Here is a 21,387-nt window from a genome sequence, read left to right as displayed (position 1 = left end):
AGACCTCCAGCATAGCGCCGCCCCGGCAACCTCGGCCCGGCTCGGCTAAACTTGCGGTTTACTTCAATACGCTGCGTCCCCCATGTCCGAGAACACGCCTGCCGCCGCTGCCACGCCGGAAAACGCCCCTGAGAAGCGCGACTTCATCCGTCAGATCGTCCGTGAGGACCTGGCCAGCGGCAAGCACACGGCCATCAAGACCCGCTTCCCGCCCGAGCCCAACGGCTACCTGCATATCGGCCACGCCAAGTCGATCTGCCTGAACTTCGGCATCGCCGGCGAGTTCGGCGGTGTCTGCAACCTGCGCTTCGACGACACCAACCCGGCCAAGGAAGACCCCGAGTACGTCAACGCCATCCAGGACGACGTGCGCTGGCTGGGCTTCGAGTGGAACGAGCTGCGCCACGCCTCGGACTACTTTGATGCCTATTACCTGGCCGCACAGAAGCTGATCCGCGACGGCAAGGCCTATGTCTGCGACCTGTCGGCCGAGGAAGTGCGCGCCTACCGCGGCAGCCTGACCGAGCCGGGCCGCCCGTCGCCGTACCGCGAGCGCAGCGTCGAGGAGAACCTGGACCTGTTCGCACGCATGCGCGCCGGCGAATTCGCCGACGGCGCCCGCACCGTGCGCGCCAAGATCGACATGGCCAGCGGCAACATCAACCTGCGCGATCCGGCGCTGTACCGCATCAAGCACGTCGAGCACCAGAACACCGGCAACGCCTGGCCGATCTACCCGATGTACGACTTTGCGCATGCGCTGGGCGATTCGCTGGAAGGCATCACCCATTCGTTGTGCACGCTGGAATTCGAAGACCACCGCCCGCTGTACGACTGGTGCGTGGACAACGTCGATTTCGCCCACGACAACGCGCTGACCCAGCCGCTGGTCGACAAGGGCCTGCCGCGTGAAGCCGCCAAGCCGCGCCAGATCGAGTTCTCGCGCTTGAACATCAACTACACGGTGATGAGCAAGCGCAAGTTGATGGCGCTGGTCACCGAGAACCTGGTCGATGGCTGGGAAGACCCGCGCATGCCGACCCTGCAGGGCCTGCGCCGCCGTGGCTACACGCCGGCTGCCATGCGCCTGTTCGCCGAGCGCGTGGGTATTTCCAAGCAGAACTCGCAGATCGATTTCAGCGTACTGGAAGGCGCGCTGCGCGAAGACCTGGACAGCGCCGCTGCCCGCCGCATGGCGGTGATCGACCCGATCAAGCTGGTGCTGAGCAACCTGCCCGAAGGCCACGAAGAAACCCTCACCTTCAGCAACCACCCGAAGGACGAGAGCTTCGGCACCCGCGAAGTGCCGTTCGCACGTGAGCTGTGGATCGAGCGCGACGACTTTGCCGAAGTACCGCCCAAGGGCTGGAAGCGCCTGGTGCCGGGCGGCGAAGTGCGCCTGCGCGGTGCTGGCATTGCCCGCGTCGATGAAGTGATCAAGAACGATGCCGGCGAAGTGGTTGAGCTGCGTGGCTGGCTGGACCCGGAATCGCGCCCGGGCATGGAAGGCGCCAACCGCAAGATCAAGGGCACCATCCATTGGGTCAGCGCCCAGCACGCGGTGGAAGCCGAAGTGCGCCTGTACGACCGCCTGTTCTCGGTGGCCGACCCGGACGACGAATCCGAAGGCAAGACCTACCGCGATTACCTGAACCCGGAATCGCGCAAGGTCGTCACCGGCTATGTCGAACCGGCTGCCGCTGCTGCCGCACCGGAACAGAGCTACCAGTTCGAGCGCACCGGCTACTTCGTCGCCGACCGCCGCGACCACACCCCGGCCAAGCCGGTGTTCAACCGCAGCGTGACGCTGCGCGATACCTGGTCGGCCTGATCAGGACGGGCGGGGTTATCGGCTGACAGCCCGATAACCTCCTGCTCACGGGCAACGCGGCTACCATGGCCGCGTGCCCAGATCAGGATTGACCCATGCTCCGTCTGTCACTGCTGCTCAGCCTGCTGCTCGCCCTCACCGCCTGTACGGCTCCCGCCGCCACTGCGCCGGTAACTTCGCAACCTGCAGCGCCCAGCCCGGTCGCCGAGCAGACAACGCCTGCCAAACCTGCTGCCACGCCCGTCGTGGTCGACAGCAGCTGCAAGGTCGACGCCGATTGCACAGTAAAGAACGTCGGTAACTGCTGCGGTTATTACCCGGCCTGCGTCAACGTCAACAGCGCCACCGATCCGGCCGGCGTGCAGGCCAGCTGCCATGCCAAGGGCATGATGAGCGTCTGCGGCTTCCCCGAAATCCAGGGCTGCAGCTGCGTGCAGGGCAAGTGCGCGGCCGCCGGCACGTCCAATCCCCTGCGCCAGCCGATGACCGACAACGCCGCGCCGGCGCGTTGAAGCCTGTTCAGCGCGGCTTGGCCTCGACGCTGCTGCGCCAGGCATCAAGGAACTGGCGGCGCTTGAGCGCATCCAGATACACCAGCAACCCCGGGCCAAGCTGGATGGGGCGACGGTTCCGTCCCGGATCGTCACCGCCGCCGCTGCGGATGATCGGCATCAGCCGTGCCTCGCGCGACAACACCTGCTGGCCGCGCGCGGAGAGCAGGTAATCGAGGAAGCGCTTGGCTTCCGTCGGATGCGGGCTGCTACGCGGGATCACCGCCGTGCGCAGCACCACCAGGGTGTAATCCTCCGGCTCGACGATGCCCAAGGGCGCGCCTGCATCGATGCGCGCCTGTGCATACGACCCCAACACGTTGTAGACCAGCGACAACCTGCCGCTGCTGACCTGGTCCAACAACACACCGGTACGTTCTTCGCGCACCACGCCGTTGTCACCGAGTGCGCCTAGCAAGGCACCGGCGATGCTGCCGCGCTGCGCGTCCTGCGTGGCCAGCAGATAGCCCACGCTGCTGCGCTCGATGTCATAGGTGCCTACCCTGCCGTGCAGTGGCGCATCGCCGGCGCGCAGCAGATCCAGCAACTGGCGGCGCGTGTGCGGCACCTTGCCGGGCGCCAGGGCACGGGTGTTGTAGACCATCGCCACCGGCTCGTAGCTGATGCCAAATGCTTCATTGCGCCACTTCGCCCAGGCCGGCACCGCCTCGGTCTGCGGCGACCGATGCGGCAAGGCGTAGCCGTCGTTGACCAGTTTGGTCTGCAGGTCCATGCCACTGGAAATCAGCAGGTCCGGCGCAGCGGCGGTGCTGCGCTCGCGCAGGAAACGTGCGTACAGGTCCTGGGTGATGATGTCTTCGTAGACGACTTCGGTGCCCGGATGCAGCCGCTGGTAATCGGCGATCACCACCGCGAACACTTCGATATCGGTGGTGCCGTGGATGCGCAGCTGTGCGCTCGCTGCTCCCTTGGCCGGGAAGCGCTGTACATCGCCCGGGGCGGCGAATGCCGGCAACGCCAGCAGCACGCCGCACAACAGAATCATCAAACGGCTCATGCGGCGTGCCTCGGCAGGTGGATGGTGGCGACCAGGCCGCCCTGCGGACGGTTGCTCAGGTCGATGCTGCCGCCATGGCTTTCGACCACCCGCTTGACGATGGCCAGGCCCAGCCCGGCACCGCCGGCCGGTGCGTTTTCGCCACGGCCAAAGCGTTCGAACACGCGCTCCGCGTCGGCGGCGCTGATGCCGGGGCCATGGTCGGCGATGGTCAACACGACCTGTGCGTCCTGCACGGTCAGGGCGATCTGCAGCGGGCCATCGCCGCCGTACTTCAGGGCGTTGTCGATCAGGTTCTTGATCGCCTCGCGCAGCAGCAGCGCATCGCCATTGACCTGCACCACGCCGGTGGTGATTGCCAGCTGCACGCGCGGCGCGGGGCCGGCCTGCGGCAGTGCGTCGTGCAGGGCCTGGTGCACGGTTTCGGCCAGGTCCAGCGGGGCGAAGCGCTGCAGGTTGGAACGATGGATGATGCTGGCGTCGCTGAGCAACTGGTTCAACAAGCGGCTCATATGCGTGGCATTGCGCTCGATCGCGCGCAGGCTGCGCTGCATGTCCTCGGGTTCTTCTTCATCCAGTGCCAGCTGCGCCTGCGCGCGCAGCGCAGCCAGTGGCGTGCGCATCTGGTGCGCTGCTTCGGCCATGAAGGCGCGCAGAGTTTCATTGCTGCTGGACAGGCGCTCCATGAAACGATTCAAGGCAGCGACCATCTGGTTCATCTCGCGCGGCACGCGCGAGTCCAGTGGCTTCAGATCCGAGGGCTCGCGCCGCGACAACTCACGCTCCAGCCGCACCAGAGGACGGAATGCGCGGTGCACGCCGAATGCCACCAAGGCCAGCAACAGCGCCGACAGCACTCCAATGGCGATCAGGGCACGGTTGACCATTTCCTGCGCCAGGGCGGCGCGGGCGCGGCGGGTCTGGCCTACCTGCACCTGCACTTCGCCCTGCGCCGAGGCGGCGGCAAAACTGCGGCGCACCGCCACGAAGCGGACCGTCTCGCCGCTGTAGGTGGCATCGAACAACTGCGGCGAACGGCCTTGCCTGCGTGGCGCGGGCGGCAGGTCGTCATAGCCGGTGATGGTGCTGCCACGGCTGTCGGCCACGCGGTAGAACACCCGGTCCTCCTCCGCCATCGACAGCAGGTCCAGCGCGGCGTACGGCAGGTCCACCTGCCATTGGCCATCAACCAAGGCCACCGAATCGGCGATGGACAAGGCCGACGACACCAGTAGATGGTCATAGGAACGGTTGGCTGCACGTTGCCCGTAATCACGCGCGGCAAACAGCAGGGCCACCGCGAACACGGCCAGCAAGGTGCCCAGGTACAGCATCAGCGTGCGCCGCAACGAACCGGAGGTGCGGACCTCAGCCGTCGCCATCGGTGCCGCCCTCGCAGGCCTCCAGCATGTAGCCCACGCCTCGCACGGTGGTGATGCGCAACGGTGCCGCCGCAAGCTTCCTGCGCAGGCGCCCGATGTACAGCTCGATGGCGTTGGGGCCGGCTTCGTCGTCGAAGCCAAACAAGCCTTTGCCGATCTCATCCTTGCCGACCACCTGGCCCAACCGGCCCACCAGGATTTCCAGCAGCCGGAATTCGCGATTCGGCAGCTCGATCACCTCGCCATCCAGGCTGACACGGTGCGCGGCGTTGTCGAACTGGAAGCCGCCGATCTGCATCACTTCGCTGGCCTGGCCACGCCCCCGCCGCAACAGCACCCGGCAGCGCGCCTCGAACTCGCGGAAATCGAAGGGCTTGCCGAGATAGTCGTCCGCACCGACATCCAGCGCCTGCACGCGGTCTTCGATGCCATCGCGCGCGGTCAGCATAAGCACCGGCGTGCTGTCACCGCGCTCGCGCATGCCGGCCAATACGCGCAGGCCATCGAGCTTGGGCAGACCAATGTCCAGCACCACCAGATCAAAGCTCTGGTAACGCAGCACGCTGGCCGCGCCCATGCCGTCGGCCTGCCAGTCCACCGCATGGCCGTTGCGGCGCATGCGACGAATGATGGCGTCGGCCAGGTCCGCATTGTCTTCAACCAACAGCAGGCGCATCGCGGGGGAATGTGGCGGGAAGGCGCGAATGCTAACGCGGATGCCGCCAGGACGCAGTGCCAGCCCAAGTTATTGCGGCGCACAAATCACTGACAGGCGGATGACAGCTAGTCCCCTCCAGACTGCGCCCACGCACCAGCCGGTGCCCACGTTTTCCGCGCGCCCGTCGCGCACCTGGGAGGGTTTGTGGAATTGAGCGTTTTCCAACGACGCAGCATGGCTGCCACCGTCTTGCTGTGCCTGAGCGCACCGGTACTGGCCGCTGACGACGAAGGCCCCGTCACCGCCACCATCGGCGGCCGCCTGCATCTGGATTTCGCCAGCTTCGACAACGACGGCCGTGGCAAGCCCAACAAGGACGACACCGAGATCCGCCGCGCCTGGCTGGATGTGTCGGGCAAATTCTTCGCGGTCGATTACAAACTGGAAGCCGATTTTTCCGGCGACCACCCCGAGGCCAAGGACGTCTACATCAGCCGCAGCTTCGGCGATGCCGGGCGCCTGACCGTGGGCCAGTTCAAGCAGTACTACTCGCTGGATGACCGCACCGGTTCCAATTACGGCAGCTTCCTGGAACGCGGCAATGCCGGCACCACGCTGGCACCGCTGTACCGGCTGGGTGCATCGTGGCAGGCCAACCGGGGCGACATGACCTGGGCGGCCAGCGTCTACAGCCTGGAAAGCATCGATGCCTGGCAGGTGAAAGGCCGCGCCGCTGGCGGCCGCGTCACCTGGGCGCCAAGCCCCGCTGCCGGCGACGTGCTGCACCTGGGCCTGTCGTTGGCGCGCGAGGCCTACGACAACCCCGGCGTGAATGGGGTCCCCGCCCTGCGGATCCGCCCACGCCCGGCCGGGCATCTGTCCGACGAAAGCCGCCTGACGCTGGTCGACTTCTCGGCCGGCCGCGATACCGATGTCAACAAATGGTCGCTGGAATACGCGCAGGTGCGAGGCCCGCTGTCATGGCAGGGCGAGTTCAGCGGCGCCACCTTCGATGATGGCGCACAGCGCGGCGAAGTAATGGCCGCCTACGGCATGCTCAGCTGGTTCGTCACCGGCGAGTCGCGCAGCTACGACCGCAAGACCGGCCGTTTCGCCCGCATCAAGGACATCCGCCACAAGCCTGGCGCGTTCGAGCTCGCCCTGCGCTACGACCAGATGCGCGGCAGCCAGCATCTGGATGGCCAGGCCGACCTTCGCAATGGCAGCACCGAAGCCTGGACCCTGGCCGGCAACTGGTACCTGCGCGACAACCTGCGTTTCATGCTCAACCTGATCGACAGCCGCAACCGCAACCGTCTTGCCGATACCACGCTGGATCGCACCCGCGCGGTGACCGGCCGCCTGCAGTTCGATTTCTAAGCCCCTTTTCCCCGTTCCTCATTTTCAAGGAGTCTGCAGATGATGCTGACCATCCTCGGCTTCGGCATGGTTCTGACGTTCATGTATCTCATCATGAGCAAACGACTGTCGCCGCTGGTCGCCCTGATTACCGTGCCCATCGTGTTCGCCCTGATTGGCGGCTTCGGTGCCGGCCTCGATGAAATGATGCTGGATGGCATCAAGAAGATCGCGCCCACCGGCGTGATGCTGATGTTCGCCATCCTCTACTTCGGGGTGATGATCGACGCCGGCCTGTTCGACCCGCTGGTACGCACCATCCTGCGCATCGTCAAGGGCGATCCGCTGAAGATCGTGATGGGCACGGCTGTACTGGCCATGCTGATCTCGCTCGATGGCGATGGTTCCACCACCTACATGATCACCGTGTCGGCGATGCTGCCGCTGTATCGGCGCTTGGGCATGAACGCGCTGAGCATGACCTGCGTGACCATCCTCGCCGGCGGCGTGATGAACCTCACCCCCTGGGGCGGCCCCACCGCGCGTGCGGCCACCGCTTTGCATGTGGACCCGGCCGATGTCTTCGTGCCGCTGATTCCAGCAATGGTATTGGCCTGCGCCGGCATCCTCGCGCTGGCCTGGTATCTGGGCATGAAGGAGCGCCGTCGCCTGGGCGTGGTCAGCCTGCCGCAGGGCGGCTCGTGGATGGACGCGAGCGTCTCCGACGACAGCGACGCGCTGCCGACGGTGGAAGATGCCGAGGACACCAAGCGTCCGAAGCTGCTGTGGGTCAACCTGGTGCTGACGCTGGCGCTGATGGCGGCATTGGTGATCGGCCTGTTGCCGATGCCTATCCTGTTCATGGTCGGCTTCGCCATCGCGCTGGTGATCAACTACCCGAACCTGGCCGAACAGCGCCGCCGCGTGGTCAACCATGCCGGCAATGTGTTGTCGGTGGTGTCGTTGATCTTCGCTGCCGGCATCTTCACCGGCATCCTGTCCAACACCGGGATGGTCGAGGCGATGTCGCGTGGTTTCCTGGCGGTGATTCCGGAAGCCTGGGGCCCATACCTGGCGGTGATCACCGCCTTGGCATCGATGCCGTTCACCTTCTTCATGTCCAACGACGCCTTCTACTTCGGCGTGCTGCCCATCCTGTCCGAAGCCGCCGGCCACTACGGCATCACTCCGGTGGAAATGGCGCGCGCCTCGCTGTCCGGTCAGCCGGTGCATCTGTTGAGTCCGCTGGTGCCTTCGACCTATCTGCTGGTCGGTCTGGCCAAGGTCGACTTTGCCGACCACCAGAAGTTCACCCTGAAGTGGGCGGTGCTGATTTCACTGATTCTGATGGCTGGCAGCCTGCTGTTCGCCCTGTATCCCTTGGCCGCGTAAGCGGCACCACCTGACGCATTGGAGAGCAGCATGACGCTACGTATCGCTTACGTCACCAGTGGCATGGGCAGTGTAGGCACTGCCATCTGCCAGACCCTGGCCCGCGCCGGCCACACCGTGGTGGCCGGTTGCGCGCCGGATTCACCGCGCAAAGCCAACTGGATCCGCGAACAGCGCGAACTCGGCTTCGATTTCATCACCTCCGAAGGCAACGCCGCCGACTGGAACTCCACCGCCGCCGCATTTGCCAAGGTGCGCGCGGAAGTTGGCGAAGTGGATGTGCTGGTCAACAACTCCGGTGGCAGCCGCGACATGTTGTTCCGGCAGATGACCAGTGAAGACTGGAACGCGGTGATCGCCTCCAACCTCAACACCTTGTTCAACCTGAGCAAGCAGGTGGTGGATGGCATGACCAGCCAGAACTGGGGCCGCATCATCAACATCGGCTCGGTCAGCGCACAGAAGGGCCAGATCGGCCAGGTCAATTACGCCACCGCGAAAGCGGCAATGCACGGCTTTAGCCGCGCCCTGGCTGCGGAGGTTGCAGCGCGCGGCGTCACCGTCAACACCATTTCGCCGGGCTATATCGCCAGCCAGGCGATCAGCAGCTTTCCGCCGGATGTATTGGACCGGCTGGCCGCCTCGGTGCCGATCCGTCGCCTCGGCAAGCCGGAGGAAGTAGCTTCCTTGTGTGCCTGGTTGGCCAGCGACGATGCGGCCTATGTCACCGGTGCCGACTATCCGGTCAACGGCGGCTTGTACATGGGCTGACACCACGATTGCCGGGTGTCACAGCAGACGCCGCGCTTGTCGCGGCGTTTGCTGTTCCAGGCCCGCTGCAGCCGCAGCTTGACGATGCCAACACGACAGAAAACTCGACCGCGTCGCGCTTTCAATACGACAAGGTCAGCGCGATGCGGCACAACGCCGTGGATAAGCCGTTACGTAAACTAGCTTTAACAATCGTCGGACACCCTTGCTGGACCGGCGCACACGCCGGCCTTTCCATGGATCCGGTAACCAATGAACGTCCAACGCCTCAGCTTCGCCATCACCCTCGCCCTTTGCAGCAGCCAGGCCCTTGCCGAAGCAGATGCCAACGCGGAAAACACCGCCCACACACTGGACACCATCTCGGTGATCGGCCAGGGCCAGACCCGCCAGGTGCAGCGCATCGGCGAGGTCGACAAGCAGGTGTTGCCGCCGGGCAGCAGCGGCCAGAAGATTCTTGACCGCCTGCCCGGCGTCTCGGTGCAGTCCAATGATGCCTTCGGCGCCAATGAAGAATCGCAGACCATCAGCCTGCGCGGTTTCGACAAGACCCGCCTTGGCTATACGCTCGATGGCATCCCGCTGGGCGACAACAGCTATGGCAACTACAACGGTCTGAGCATTGCCCGCGCCATCATCGCCGAGAACCTGGGCGGTGCCGAGCTGTCGCAGGGTATCGGCTCGCTGGGTGTGGCATCGACCAGCAACCTGGGTGGGGCAATCCAGTATTTTTCGCAGGACCCGTCCAGCGTGTTCGGCGGCCGCGCCAGCGTAACGGTGGGCGATGACAACCAGCGCCGCGGTTATCTGCGCGTGGATACCGGCGACATCAACGGCTTCTCGGCGTATGTGTCCGGCGTGCACCAGGATGCCGACATGTGGGCCGCACCCCACCAGAACCAGACCACGCGCCAGTTCAACGCAAAGGCGGTATGGAACGTGGGCGATCATCGCTTCGGTGCCTTCGTCGCCACTTCGCGTGTCAGCCAGGCCAACTACGCCTATCTGTCCAAGAGCATGCTGCAGCGTGGGCTTGGCTACGACTGGAACATCTACGCGCCGGATTGGGACCGCGCCGTGGCGGCAGCCTATTGCGCCCCCGCCACCTTCAATGCGGACCGCTGCGCGTTCTCCGGCGGCGTCAACAGCATCGACGATGCCTACTACCAGAGCCGTGCGCTGCGCGATGACAACCTGTATTCGCTCGATGCCAACCTGCATCTCGGTGACGAACTCAACCTGAAGCTGCTGGCCTATCACCACGACAACCGGGGCCAGGGCCATTGGTGGGCGCCGGGCCAACCGTCCTATCCGGGCACCGATCGCATGCTGCCGATCTCCATCCGCAGCACCAATTACACCATCGACCGCCAGGGCATCACCGCGGCGCTGGCGTGGAATGTCGGCATCCATGAGCTGGAAGCCGGGCTGTGGTTCGAGCACAACGACCACAACGTCGAACGCAACTTCTATTACATCGACGGCCCCTTCCTCGACGACACCTACCTGAAGAATCCGGACCGTCGCCTGTTCGACCAGGATTTCGATATCCGCACCCGCCAGTTCTACGTGCAGGACCGCATGCGCTTCCTTGACCAGCGTCTGACCGTGGATGTCGGCATCAAGAGCCCGAACACCCGCATGCGCGCCACCGCCAAACCCGGCACCGAGCAAAAGCTCGCTTCGGGCACGCTGACCGCCAAGGAATCGCTGCTGCCGCAGCTCGGCGTTGGCTTCAAGCTCAATGCCAACAACGAGCTGTTTGCGTCCTATGCCGAGAACATCGCCGCCTTCGTCGGTGGTGGCAGCGGTGGTCCGCTGCAGGTCTCACCGGAATCCTTTGCCGCCAGTGCCGGATTGGAGCCGGAGAAATCCAAGACCTTCGAGGCCGGCTTCCGCAGCTTCGGTGACAAGTACCAGGCCTCGTTGGCGGCCTACCATGTGAAGTTCGACAACCGCCTGCTCTCGCTCAATCCCTGCACCAGCATTGAAGTAGGCACGCGCCCAGAATGCATCACCCGTTTCATCAACGTCGGCTCGGTGAAAAGCCAGGGCGCGGAGCTGACCTTCATCTTCAAGCCAGTGGATGGCCTGCAGTGGTACAACGCGCTGTCGTGGAACAAGACCACCTATGAGGACGACTATGTCTCCGGTGGCGCGGTAGTGCCGGTCGCCGGCAAGATCACCGTCGACACGCCGCAACGCATGGCCTCCAGCGAGCTGAGCTGGAACCGCGACGGGTGGTTTGCCAGCCTGCGCGGCAAGTACACCGGCAAGCGCTACTACACCTATACCAACGACCAGTCGGTGCCCGGCGTGACCACCTTCGATGCCGGCGGCGGCTACAGCTTCGGCCCCGGGCTGGGACTGCAGAACGTCAAGGTCTCCTTGAACGTGACCAACCTGAGCAACAAGCGCTACGCCGGCCAGCTGAGCTCGTTCGCCCCGACCGACCCCAACGGCACCCGTTACGCGATTCACGCCAGCGCGCCACGGCAGATCTTCATGACGGTAGGTGCGGAGTTTTAAGCCTTTGCCCCCTCCCTTTCGCGAAGCGAAGGGGAGGGTTGGGGAGGGGTGCTTTTCGAGGCAATCCTGAAAGTCACAGACAAAAGCCACCCCCTCCCAACCTCCCCCTTGGCTAGGCCAAAGGGGAGGAGCTGAGCACTCCTCCGCTCACGCTCAAGCGGCGTTTCAGGCTTCCCCACCTGAACAACCCCCACCAGCAAACCCGCCCCAACCCCCCAGTCCGCTAAACTGACCGCCGTTTTTTGCCACAACGCCGGTCATCATCATGCTGCACGCCCAGGTTCACCTCACCCTCCCCGTCTGGATCCACGACGCCGTCGATGCCGACCGTGCCTATACCAGCGATGCGGACAAGGTAGCGCTGGCAATCGAGCTGTCGCGCCTGAACGTGGAACACGCCAGCGGCGGCCCGTTCGGCGCGGTGGTGTTCGGTCCGGATCACAAGGTGATTGCTGCTGCGGTGAACCGCGTTGTGCCGCATGCCACCTCCTTGGCCCACGCCGAGAACATGGCCTATATGCTGGCCCAGCAGAAGCTCAACACGCCGCGTCTGAACGCGTTGCTGTCGCCGATCACCCTGGCCACCTCCTCGCAGCCCTGCTGCCAGTGCTACGGCGCCACCGTCTGGGCCGGTATCGACCGTCTGTTGATCGGTGCCAGCGCCGCCGACGTGGAAGAACTCACCCCGTTCGACGAAGGCCCGCTGCCCGCAGACTGGGCCGGTGAACTGAACAAGCGCGGCATCGAGGTCGTGCAGGGCATCAACCGCGACGACGCCCGCGCGGTACTGCACAGCTACGGCAAGAACGACGGCGCACGTTACTGATTCTCAAAGCCCCTCCCTCCGGGAGAGGGCTTGGGATGAGGGTCCGGCAGGCCGCATGCTGTCTGCTATCAAGCTTGACCTACCCTCATCCGCCCCTACGGGCTTGCTTCTCCCGCCGGGAGAAGCAAGCCCACCCGCAATACACCAAGGAATTCCATGACCGGCCTGCTCTGCTACTGCCGCCAAGGCTTTGAACCGGAACTGGCCGGCGAACTCAACGAACGTGCAGGTCTGGCCGGTATTGCCGGCTATGCCCGCACCCAGCGCAACGATGGCTACGTGGTGTTTGTCACCGATGAAGCCGAAGCATTGGACCAACGCCTGCCCTGGCGCGAGCTGATCTTCGCCCGCCAGAAGCTGCGGGTATTGGCCGAGCTGCCGCAGCTCGATGCCACCGACCGCATCACCCCGATCCTTGCCGCACTGGAAGGCCAGCAGCGCTTTGGCGATCTGTGGGTGGAACACCCCGATTCGGACGCCGGCAAGCCGCTGGCCGGGCTAGCCCGCGCCTTCGGCAATGCGCTGCGCCCGGCATTGCGCAAGGCCGGCCTGCTCACCGACAAGCCCAACGGCAAGCTGCCGCGCCTGCATGTGGTGTTTGTGGATGGCACGCACGCCTTCGTCTGCGTGGCCGACACCCGCGACAGTGCGCCCTGGCTGCTCGGTATCCCGCGCTTGAAGCTGCTGCCGGATGCGCCCTCGCGTTCGGCCCTGAAGCTGGAAGAAGCCTTCATGACCCTGCTTACGCCTGAAGAGCGTGAAGCACTGGTGGTACCGGGCATGCGCGCGGCCGATCTGGGCGCGGCACCCGGTGGCTGGACGTGGGTACTGACCCGCCAACACCTGCGTGTCAGCAGCATCGACAACGGCCCGTTGCGCCAGCACGTGCTGGATACCGGTCTGGTCGAGCATCTGCGTGCCGATGGTTTCCATTGGCAGCCGGAAACGCCCCTGGACTGGATGGTCTGCGACATGGTCGAACAGCCACGCCGCGTTGCCGAGCGCATGGGCACCTGGCTGCGCGAGGGCTGGTGCAAGCACGCCATCTTCAATCTGAAATTGCCGATGAAGAAGCGCTGGGATGAAACCCGCCTGTGCCTGGACCTGTTCGCCGACAAGGCCGGCAAGCCGCTGACCATCCGCGCCAAGCAGCTGTATCACGACCGTGAGGAAATCACGGTGTTTGTGACCCCAAGAGCCAAGGGCTTTTGATTGAAGCCCCTCTCCCGCTCAGCGGGAGAGGGGTTGGGGTGAGGGCAGCTCCTGCTCGTGCTTTCAGCTTTTGCTTGGACTTTGGCCCCTTGAGCCAGTGACAACAGCAAAGCCAAAGCCCCCTCATCCGCCCTGCGGGCACCTTCTCCCGCTTGCGGGAGAAGGGACAAGAGCAACAGCTAAAGCCACAGCAACAGCAACGGCAACGGCAACAGCCAACGGCCAACGGCCAACGGCCAACGCCGAAGCAAAAGCCGCAGCAACACCTGGAAACAACAAGCCACTGCCATGGTTGCCCACGCAACCACACTCCGCTCCACCCCAACCCTCTGGCACACTCCGGCTTCCACCAACACGGAGGCTGCCGCCATCGCCCGCCAGATCACCCTTGCCCGCCTCGCCGCCGCCACGCTCATCACCCTGAGCAGCGCCGCCACTGCAGCCGAAGACTTCATCGCCCGCGACCACGTCAGCGATGGCATCTTCACCAGCGGCATCGAAGGCCCGGCCACCGGTCCTGACGGTGCGCTATATGTAGTCAATATCGGCAAGGACGGCACCATCGGCCGCGTCGACGCAGACGGCAAGGCAACGCTGTTCCTCACCCTGCCCGACGGCAGCATCGGCAACGGCATCCGCTTTGGCCGTGATGGCACGATGTATATCGCCGACTACGCACGCCACAACATCCTGCGCGTCGCGCCGGGCAGCACCACCGTCAGTTTGTTCGCCCACCTGCCGGACGCGCATCAGCCCAACGACATCGCGCTGGCTCCGGACGGCACGCTCTACGCCAGCGATCCGAACTGGACCAAGATCGACGAAGGCCAGTTATGGCGCATCGACCGCGACGGCAAGGTGCACCTGCTGGAAACCGGGATGGGTACCACCAACGGCATCGAAGTCAGCCCCGACGGCAAGCGCGTGTACGTCAACGAAAGCGTGCAACGCACTGTCTGGGTCTACGACCGCACCGACGACGGCAGCCTCGCCAACAAGCGTCTGCTGATCCGCTTCGACGAGCACGGTATGGACGGCATGCGCTGCGATGCCGATGGCAACCTCTACATCGCCCGCTACGACGCTGGGGTGATTGCGGTGGTGTCACCGCAAGGCGCGCTGCTGCGCGAGGTTCCGCTCAAAGGCCGCAAGCCCAGCAACCTCGCCTTCGGTGGCAATGATGGCCGCCAGGTCTTCGTCACCCTGCAGGACCGGGGCGCGGTGGAGACCTTCCAGGCGGATCGCCCCGGTCGTGAATACGGGCTGCAGCCATCAGGCAAACCCTGAAGCCTGCAGTCTCAGCTGCTGCAATCCATATCAGGCATGCTGTAGCCATGGGAGGAAAGCCATGCACACCATCGAACTGAAAGACCCGGCCAGCTTCGGCAACGAGTTCCTGCGCCTGACCTTGATGCAGGGTTTCCAGTCGCTGACCAAACGCGACCTGGAACTGCTGATCTTCGTGCTGATCGAACGCGATGGTGCCATCAACCGCAGCGACTCCAATGCCTCCGTTGCGCTGCAACTGCGGGTCACGCCGGCCAAGGTCAAGGGCCTGCGTCGCGATGGCTATGCGCGCTGGCGCGCCCTGGTTCCGGAAGAAGGCGATGCCGCCCTGCAGCGCATCGTCGCCGCGGTGCTGACCGAAGCCAACCTGCGCTCCGGGTCCAAACATGTCACCGAGCGCAGCCGCAAGGAAGGCTTCCTCGCCATCCGCATCGAACACCCGGATGATGCGCAGCGCTTCGAACAGGCCATTCTCGATGTCGGGGCCATTCCGGTGTACGAGCGCAACCGTGAAGTAGTGGCGGTGCGCTTCGATACCCTGCTCAAGATCGCCGAACGCTGGAACTACCTTCAGCCCGATCCGCAGGCCACGCTGGATGCGCTGAAGAAACTCGCACCGGCCTCGGAGGAAGTCGCCGATCTGTTGAAGAAGGATGTCACCCAACTGCGTTGGGACGATCTGCGCCGTGCGCTCAACAGCCTGGGCGCAAAGGCCATCAGCTCCACCGCCGAAGGCGGCCTGAAAGGCTTGCTGAAGCTGGTTTTTCCCTTCATTCCGGGCTGAACCTTCAGCAACGGGCCGCATTAGACGCATGTAATTTTGAGCGGCAATTAACTTTGCAGGGACCAGCATCGGCGCGGTGACATGCCGTCACCGCGAGGAAGGACATTCATCATGAACATGCTCCGCCTGCTGCCCACACTGCTGTTTTGCGTCGCCGCCGTCCCTGCATTTGCACAGCAGACCGGCAAGGTCACATTGGATGAAAACGGCACCCCGGTCACCGTGACTTCCGAGGAACCGAACTCGATCAAAGGCGATTACCATATCGACTTCGCCAAGCTGGACCGCAACCACGACGGCTATATCAGCCGTGCGGAAGCCAAGGCCGACCCAACCCTGGAACGCGAATTCGATGCCATCGACACCCAGCACAGCGGCCGCCTGAGCAAGGCCCAACTGGAAGGCTGGCTGAAGAAGTAAGCGGCGGGTGCGGTGCCAAGCTGGCAATTCCCCTGACCCAGAGGTGCCCCGTGTCCACCGCCCCACGCCTTGCCCTGCTGTTGTGTGCCGCCCTGCCATTCACCACGCTGCATGCGCAGACCGCGCCCCCACAAGGCGCGGTCACCGCCCCGCTGGTGGATGTGCCGGTGCATGTGCGCGAGCAACCATTGTCCACCGGCAAGGTCACCCACGCGACACAGATCCTGATGCCGAGCGACCAAGCGCAAGTCACCGTGCGTTCGATCCAGCCCGACAGCGTGATCGGCAATTACCGCATCGATTTCGACGCAATGGATGTGGACGGCGATGGCTTCATCAGCCGCGAAGAAGCGCAGGCCAATCCGGCCCTGGCAGATGAGTTCAATGCCTTGGATAGCGGCCGTCGCGGCAAGCTGTCGCGCGCGCAGTTGGCCGGTTGGCTACGCTGACGCGGGTGTGGATTGTGGGAGCGGCGTAAGCCGCGAAGCCGGCAATACATCCAAACCGTGTAGAGCCGAGCCATGCTCGGCTGGGGCATTACCGGTAAAGCCTCTGCCGAGCATGGCTCGGCACTACGTCACAGTGCACCGGTAAAGCCTCTGCCGAGCATGGCTCGGCACTACATCACGGTGCACCGGCAAAGCCTCTGCCGAGCATGGCTCGGCACTACAGGAATCGCGGTGCTCCGCGGCCGGTTATAGCCCCGACGCGCGTTTCCAGAACAGCGACACCAACGGCGGCATCTTCCCTGCCAAGCCCAACAGCGCACCGCGCGCCAGGGTCAGGTGCATCTCGTCATTGGAGAACACCTTGTTGATCGCATCGAAACTGTAGGCGGCCACGGTGTTCTCACTGCGGCGCATCCGCGCCCAGCGTTGCAGCCGGTGCGGAGCACTCCACTCCTGACGCCGCTGTTTTGCCGCGCGTACCAGATCACGCAGGCCGGCCACATCGCGCAGGCCCAGGTTCACGCCCTGCCCGGCCAGTGGATGCACCACATGCGCGGCATCACCCAGGGTCAGCACACGGCCGGCGACGTAGGCCTTGGCCAGCTGCCGACGCAAGGGGAATGCCGCCCGCGCCGACGCCAGCCGCATTTCGCCCAGACGCCCGGCAAAGGCATTGGTCAGTTCGCGGTTGAAGCTGTCCTCGTCCAGTGCCAGCACGCGCTCGGCTTCTGCATCCGGCAAGGTCCAGACGATGGAACTGCGGTTGCGGGCAAACGGCAGCACCGCCAGCGGGCCGGTAGCGAGGAAACGCTGCCAAGCGGTGTCTTCGTTCGGCAAGGCACTGTCCACGTAGGCAACCACGCCGCGCTGGCCGTAGTCATGCCGGCTGACATCCAGACCGGCCAGGGTACGCAGGGTGGATTCACTGCCGTCGGCGGCAATCGCGATGGAAGCTTCGACGCGGCGACCATCGTCCAGGCGCAGGCGCACGCCTTGCGCATCCTGTTCCATCGCCTCCACCCGCGCCGGGCAGTACAGCTGTACCCCCGCCGCCGGCAAGGCCGCCCACAGACGGTCCACCAGCAGGCCGTTCTCGACGATCCAGCCCAGCTCGCGGCGACCGAGTGTATCGGCGTCAAAGGTCAGATCATCCCCGCCAGCGGCATCCCATACCCGCATGCGCCGATAAGCGTGCGCGCGGGACTGGTCCACCTGTTTCCATACGCCCAGGGTGTCCAGCAGAGCAGCGTTGTCCGCGGCAAAGGCGAACACCCGCAGGTCCGGCTTGTGCGGCGACCACGGCGGCGGCTCGCGGCCTTCCACCAGCGCCACCTGCTGGCCTTCCTGGGCCAACGCCAGCGCGCAGGCTGCGCCCACCACGCCACCGCCAACGATCACCGCATCCCATTGCCCACGTCGGCTCATCGCGCTTCGCTCCTGCACAGTTCGGGCACCTGACCACGGAAGCCCATTGCTCCGCCGACCAGGAAGGACTGCAGCGCCGGGGCCTGCGCCGCAGCGACGAAGCCCAGGCTGCGCAGCGGGCGTATCAGCGATGTGGCATTGCTGGTCAAACGCGCAAGCCCGTCGGAGAACGCCAGCGTCTGCTCGCGGTCCGGGCCACGCCGCGCCACATAGGCATGCAGCAGTGCATCACTGCCCGCATCCTGTGCGCCATCTTCAATCAACTCAGCCAGGGTCAGCGCATCGCGCAGGCCCAGGTTGAAGCCCTGCGCACCCAGCGGATGGATCGTCTGCGCGGCATTGCCCAGCAACAGCGCGCGCTCTCCCACCAGCTTCTGTGCCAGCACCTGGATCAACGGGTAGGCGCTGCGCGGGCCGCTTTCCAGCAGCCGCCCGGCACGCCAGCCCACTGCGCCCTGCAGCCGCGCCAGCCACGCCGCGTCGTCCAGTGCCATCACCGCATCGGCCTGGTCGCGGGCCACACCGTGCACTACGCCGTAGTGACGGTCGCCACGCGGCAGTAGAGCGGTTGGGCCGGTATCGGTGAAGCGCTCATAGGCGCTGCCATCCGGTGCCTTGGCCGCGCGCACCCGCGCCACAAACAAGGTCTGCTGGTAATCGTGTTCGCTGACGTCAATGCCCAGTGCCTGGCGTACCGCGCTGCGGGTGCCATCGGCGCCGACCACCAGCCGCGCCTGCAGGCGTTGTTCGCCGGACTCGTCGGCGAGGATCAGCTCGCGACGGCCAGCGCTGCTCGCACCCAGGCCGACGAAGCGGGCCGGGCGGTAGCGGGTCAGGTGCTGCAGCTCGGCCAGCCGGGCTTCCAGCGCCTCGCCGAAGTCACGCGCCACCACCACCTGGCCGAAGGCCTCTCGTCCGTAATCGCTGGCCTGCATCACCATCCGGCCGAAATCACCGGCGCGGCTGACATGGATGCGGCGGATCGGGCCGGGCGGGTTGGCCAGCTTCTGCATCACCCCCAGCGCGGTCAGGGCATTGACCGTGGCCGCGGCAAAGCTGAGGTTGCGCTGGTCGAATACCGCCGGCATCACCCCGCCCGGGGTGGCCTCGACCAGACCCACGTCCAGCCCCAGCCGGTCCAGTGCGATGGCCAGACTGGCACCGACCAGTCCGCCACCGACGATCACTACGTCATGGTTCTTGCTCATGGGCCAATGATACGGGGATCACTGTTGCGGTTGCGTGGGCCCATGCCGCAGCGCAACCGCAGGTTCACCGCCACTGCGGCTAGAATGGTGGTCTGATTAACGGAAACCGCCACCCATGACCGCCAACGTCCAACGCGCCTTCATCCTGTCCCTGCTCGTGCTGCTGATGGCTGGCACCCGCATCAACCACTTTGCACCGGTCCCGGACGCGTCGTGGGCGGTGTTCTTCATCGGCGGCTTCTACCTGCGCAACTGGACCCGTTGGGCGTTCCCGCTGTTGATGGGTCTGGCCGTGGTGGTCGACTGGGCGGTGATTTCCAGCCAGGGCATGAACTTCTGGCAGCACTACTGCGTCTCGGCCGCCTACTGGATGCTGATCCCGGCCTATTTCGCGATGTGGGCCGGTGGCCTGTTGCTGCGCCGCTGCTACAGCGGCGCCAGCCTCAAGTCGCTGGGCCTGCTGGCGGTCACCGTGATCGGTTCGGTGGCACTGTGCCACCTGATCGCGCAGGGCAGCTTCTACTGGATCAGCGCCTCGGTCGCCGAGCCGAGCTTCGCCGGTTGGGCCAAGAACTACAGCGACTGGCTGCTGCCGTACATGCAGAGTGCCGCCATGTACATCGGTGCCGCCGCGCTGGTACAGGTTGCCGTTGAAGCCACCCACAAGCAGTCGGCCGCTGGCCGCATTGCCCACTAAGGCGGCGCTGAGCAATGGGTAACCGCCTCTCCAAGATCTACACCCGCACCGGTGACGATGGCAGCACCGGCCTGGGCGATGGCAGCCGTACCGGCAAGGACTCGCTGCGCGTCAACGCCTACGGCACCGTCGATGAGGCCAACTCGGCCATCGGCGTGCTGCTGGCCGTCACGCTGCCGCAGGACGTGCGCGACCTGCTGACCATCATCCAGCACCAGTTGTTCGACCTGGGCGGCGAGCTGTGCATCCCCGGCCACGCCGCCATCCATGCCGCCGATATCGACGCGCTGGAGCAGCACCTGGACCGCTACAACGACGACCTGCCGCCGCTGAAGGATTTCATCCTGCCGGCCGGCGGCGAAGGTGCCGCGCGCTGCCACCTGGCCCGCACCATCGTGCGCCGGGCCGAGCGTGAAACCGTGGCCCTGGCCCGGGTCGAGGACATCCGGGCCGAGGCGGTGCGCTATCTGAACCGCCTGTCGGATCTGCTGTTCGTGCTGTCCCGCGTGCTTGCCCGGGCCGATGGCCAGGGCGAGGTGCTGTGGAACCACGAGCGCCGTCACGGCTGATCCCTCCCTCCTAGACGCCGCCGCGCCTGCGCGGCGGCGCCGGTTACAGTGCGGCCATGCTGGTATTCACCCACCCCGCCTGCCTTGAACACGACCCCGGCATCGACCACCCCGAGTCGCCGGAGCGCCTGCACGCCGTCATTTCGGCCCTGCGCGAGGCGTTCCCCGACCAGCTGGAATGGCGCAATGCCCCGCCGGCCAAGCTCGGCGAGCTGGCGCGGGTGCATACCCGCGAGCTGATCGACGCCGTGCTGCAGGTGCAGACCGCGCCGCTGCGGCGCGTGGACCTGGACACCTTCACCTCGCCGGGCTCGGCCAGTGCCGCCCTGCATGCGGCCGGCGCCGGCGTGGCCGCGGTGGATGCAGTGATGCTGGAGCCAGGCAATCGGCACGTGTTCTGCGCGGTGCGCCCGCCCGGTCATCACGCCACCGCCGATACCGCGATGGGCTTCTGCCTGTTCAACAACATCGCCGTGGCCGCCGCCTACGCCCGCGACAAGTACGGCCTGGAGCGGGTGGCAATCGTCGATTTCGACGTGCACCACGGCAACGGCACCCAGGCCATCTTCGAGGCCGACCCGAACGTCGCCTACTACAGCACCCACCAGTCCGGCCTGTTCCCGTTCTCGGGCACCATGCGCGAGCGTGGGGTCGGCAACATCTGCAACATCCTGCTGCCACCGGGCAGCGGCGGCTTCCGCTTCCGCAACACCTGGGCCGATGAAATGCTGCCGCAGATCGAGGCCTTCCGGCCGCAACTGCTGTTCATTTCGGCCGGCTTCGACGCCCACATGCGCGACCCCCAGGCCGACCTGATGGTCGAAACCGAGGATTTCGGCTGGCTGACCGCCGAACTGGCCAAGCTTGCCGAACGCCATTGCGGCGGCCGCGTGGTGTCCATGCTGGAAGGCGGCTACGACCTGCAGGCGCTGCGCGAATGCAGCGTCGCCCACGTCCAGGAACTGCTCGCAACCCCTTGATGGATGAACCCTGCCCGGCCCGCCCGGCAGGCTTTCATT

Annotated in this window: 20 protein-coding genes; 15 read left to right on the top strand and 5 right to left on the bottom strand. The window is 65.4% G+C overall.

Annotation, left to right across the window (positions count from 1 at the left end; genetic code table 11):
* Positions 1-82 precede the first annotated feature (82 nt).
* Both BCV67_RS13655 and BCV67_RS13650 read left to right on the top strand, forming a co-directional pair.
* Positions 83-1,831: a glutamine--tRNA ligase/YqeY domain fusion protein gene (locus BCV67_RS13655; protein ID WP_062169141.1), complete on the top strand. Its 1,749-nt coding sequence runs from the start codon at positions 83-85 to the stop codon at positions 1,829-1,831.
* 95 nt (positions 1,832-1,926) lie between these two features.
* Positions 1,927-2,343, top strand: a complete 417-nt coding sequence (locus BCV67_RS13650) for a hypothetical protein (protein ID WP_062169143.1) — start codon at positions 1,927-1,929, stop codon at positions 2,341-2,343.
* 7 nt (positions 2,344-2,350) lie between these two features.
* Here BCV67_RS13650 and BCV67_RS13645 read toward each other — a convergent pair whose 3' ends face one another.
* From BCV67_RS13645 to BCV67_RS13635, 3 genes are read right to left on the bottom strand one after another with little or no spacing between them, the layout of a single operon-like run.
* On the bottom strand, positions 2,351-3,388 hold the full coding sequence (locus tag BCV67_RS13645) for an ABC transporter substrate-binding protein (protein ID WP_156455977.1): 1,038 nt from the start codon (positions 3,386-3,388) through the stop codon (positions 2,351-2,353).
* A gap of 8 nt (positions 3,389-3,396) precedes the next feature.
* Entirely contained in the window at positions 3,397-4,782 is a 1,386-nt protein-coding gene (locus BCV67_RS13640; RefSeq protein WP_062169146.1) for a sensor histidine kinase, read from the bottom strand.
* The gene (locus BCV67_RS13635; RefSeq protein ID WP_062169148.1) at positions 4,769-5,458 is read right to left on the bottom strand and encodes a response regulator transcription factor; all 690 of its coding nucleotides are present in this window, start codon (positions 5,456-5,458) and stop codon (positions 4,769-4,771) included. Before BCV67_RS13635 ends, BCV67_RS13640 begins: the two co-directional genes overlap by 14 nt.
* A 216-nt stretch (positions 5,459-5,674) precedes the next feature.
* On the opposite strand from BCV67_RS13635, the gene BCV67_RS13630 reads away from it, so the two are divergent.
* From BCV67_RS13630 to BCV67_RS20365, 10 genes are all read left to right on the top strand, one after another.
* Positions 5,675-6,820, top strand: a complete 1,146-nt coding sequence (locus BCV67_RS13630) for an OprO/OprP family phosphate-selective porin (protein ID WP_062169150.1) — start codon at positions 5,675-5,677, stop codon at positions 6,818-6,820.
* 42 nt (positions 6,821-6,862) lie between these two features.
* Positions 6,863-8,191, top strand: coding sequence for a CitMHS family transporter (locus tag BCV67_RS13625; protein ID WP_062171739.1), 1,329 nt, complete (start codon positions 6,863-6,865; stop codon positions 8,189-8,191).
* Between the two features lie 30 nt (positions 8,192-8,221).
* Complete coding sequence (gene phbB / locus BCV67_RS13620; protein ID WP_062171742.1) at positions 8,222-8,962, top strand: acetoacetyl-CoA reductase; 741 nt, start codon at positions 8,222-8,224, stop codon at positions 8,960-8,962.
* A gap of 252 nt (positions 8,963-9,214) precedes the next feature.
* Positions 9,215-11,491: a TonB-dependent receptor gene (locus BCV67_RS13615; protein WP_062169152.1), complete on the top strand. Its 2,277-nt coding sequence runs from the start codon at positions 9,215-9,217 to the stop codon at positions 11,489-11,491.
* A 265-nt stretch (positions 11,492-11,756) separates the two neighbouring features.
* Positions 11,757-12,317: a nucleoside deaminase gene (locus tag BCV67_RS13610; RefSeq protein WP_062169154.1), complete on the top strand. Its 561-nt coding sequence runs from the start codon at positions 11,757-11,759 to the stop codon at positions 12,315-12,317.
* Positions 12,318-12,473: 156 nt separating this feature from the next.
* Entirely contained in the window at positions 12,474-13,529 is a 1,056-nt protein-coding gene (gene rlmM, locus BCV67_RS13605; protein ID WP_062169156.1) for a 23S rRNA (cytidine(2498)-2'-O)-methyltransferase RlmM, read from the top strand.
* 381 nt (positions 13,530-13,910) lie between these two features.
* Positions 13,911-14,816, top strand: coding sequence for an SMP-30/gluconolactonase/LRE family protein (locus tag BCV67_RS13600; RefSeq protein WP_062171745.1), 906 nt, complete (start codon positions 13,911-13,913; stop codon positions 14,814-14,816).
* A gap of 61 nt (positions 14,817-14,877) precedes the next feature.
* Positions 14,878-15,600 (top strand): hypothetical protein, encoded by a 723-nt coding sequence (locus tag BCV67_RS13595; protein ID WP_062169158.1) that lies wholly within the window; start codon positions 14,878-14,880, stop codon positions 15,598-15,600.
* A gap of 111 nt (positions 15,601-15,711) precedes the next feature.
* Positions 15,712-16,020, top strand: coding sequence for a hypothetical protein (locus tag BCV67_RS13590; RefSeq protein WP_231732390.1), 309 nt, complete (start codon positions 15,712-15,714; stop codon positions 16,018-16,020).
* A gap of 32 nt (positions 16,021-16,052) precedes the next feature.
* On the top strand, positions 16,053-16,469 hold the full coding sequence (locus BCV67_RS20365) for an EF-hand domain-containing protein (protein WP_428999520.1): 417 nt from the start codon (positions 16,053-16,055) through the stop codon (positions 16,467-16,469).
* A 246-nt stretch (positions 16,470-16,715) separates the two neighbouring features.
* On the opposite strand, the gene BCV67_RS13580 is transcribed toward BCV67_RS20365, so the two are convergent.
* Together BCV67_RS13580 and ubiH are read right to left on the bottom strand one after the other, a co-directional pair.
* Positions 16,716-17,894 carry a UbiH/UbiF family hydroxylase gene (locus BCV67_RS13580; RefSeq protein ID WP_062169162.1) on the bottom strand — a complete coding sequence of 393 codons (1,179 nt, stop codon included), beginning with the start codon at positions 17,892-17,894 and terminating at the stop codon, positions 16,716-16,718.
* A complete protein-coding gene (gene ubiH, locus BCV67_RS13575; RefSeq protein ID WP_062169164.1) occupies positions 17,891-19,102 on the bottom strand; it encodes a 2-octaprenyl-6-methoxyphenyl hydroxylase in 1,212 nt (403 codons plus the stop codon). The genes BCV67_RS13580 and ubiH overlap by 4 nt, the downstream gene beginning before the upstream one ends.
* 115 nt (positions 19,103-19,217) lie before the next feature.
* On the opposite strand from ubiH, the gene BCV67_RS13570 reads away from it, so the two are divergent.
* The 3 genes from BCV67_RS13570 to BCV67_RS13560 are packed head-to-tail and all read left to right on the top strand — an operon-like array spanning position 19,218 to position 21,348.
* A complete protein-coding gene (locus BCV67_RS13570) occupies positions 19,218-19,799 on the top strand; it encodes a hypothetical protein (RefSeq protein WP_062169166.1) in 582 nt (193 codons plus the stop codon).
* Positions 19,800-19,813: 14 nt separating this feature from the next.
* Positions 19,814-20,368 carry a cob(I)yrinic acid a,c-diamide adenosyltransferase gene (locus BCV67_RS13565; protein WP_062169169.1) on the top strand — a complete coding sequence of 185 codons (555 nt, stop codon included), beginning with the start codon at positions 19,814-19,816 and terminating at the stop codon, positions 20,366-20,368.
* Positions 20,369-20,424: 56 nt separating this feature from the next.
* Positions 20,425-21,348 carry a histone deacetylase family protein gene (locus BCV67_RS13560; protein ID WP_062169172.1) on the top strand — a complete coding sequence of 308 codons (924 nt, stop codon included), beginning with the start codon at positions 20,425-20,427 and terminating at the stop codon, positions 21,346-21,348.
* Positions 21,349-21,387: the final 39 nt, after the last annotated feature.

The organism is Stenotrophomonas nitritireducens, assembly GCF_001700965.1.
GTDB classification, from domain to species: domain Bacteria; phylum Pseudomonadota; class Gammaproteobacteria; order Xanthomonadales; family Xanthomonadaceae; genus Stenotrophomonas; species Stenotrophomonas nitritireducens_A.
Note: the sequence above shows the minus strand (reverse complement) of the source record. Positions and strands in the feature narration are given on the sequence as shown.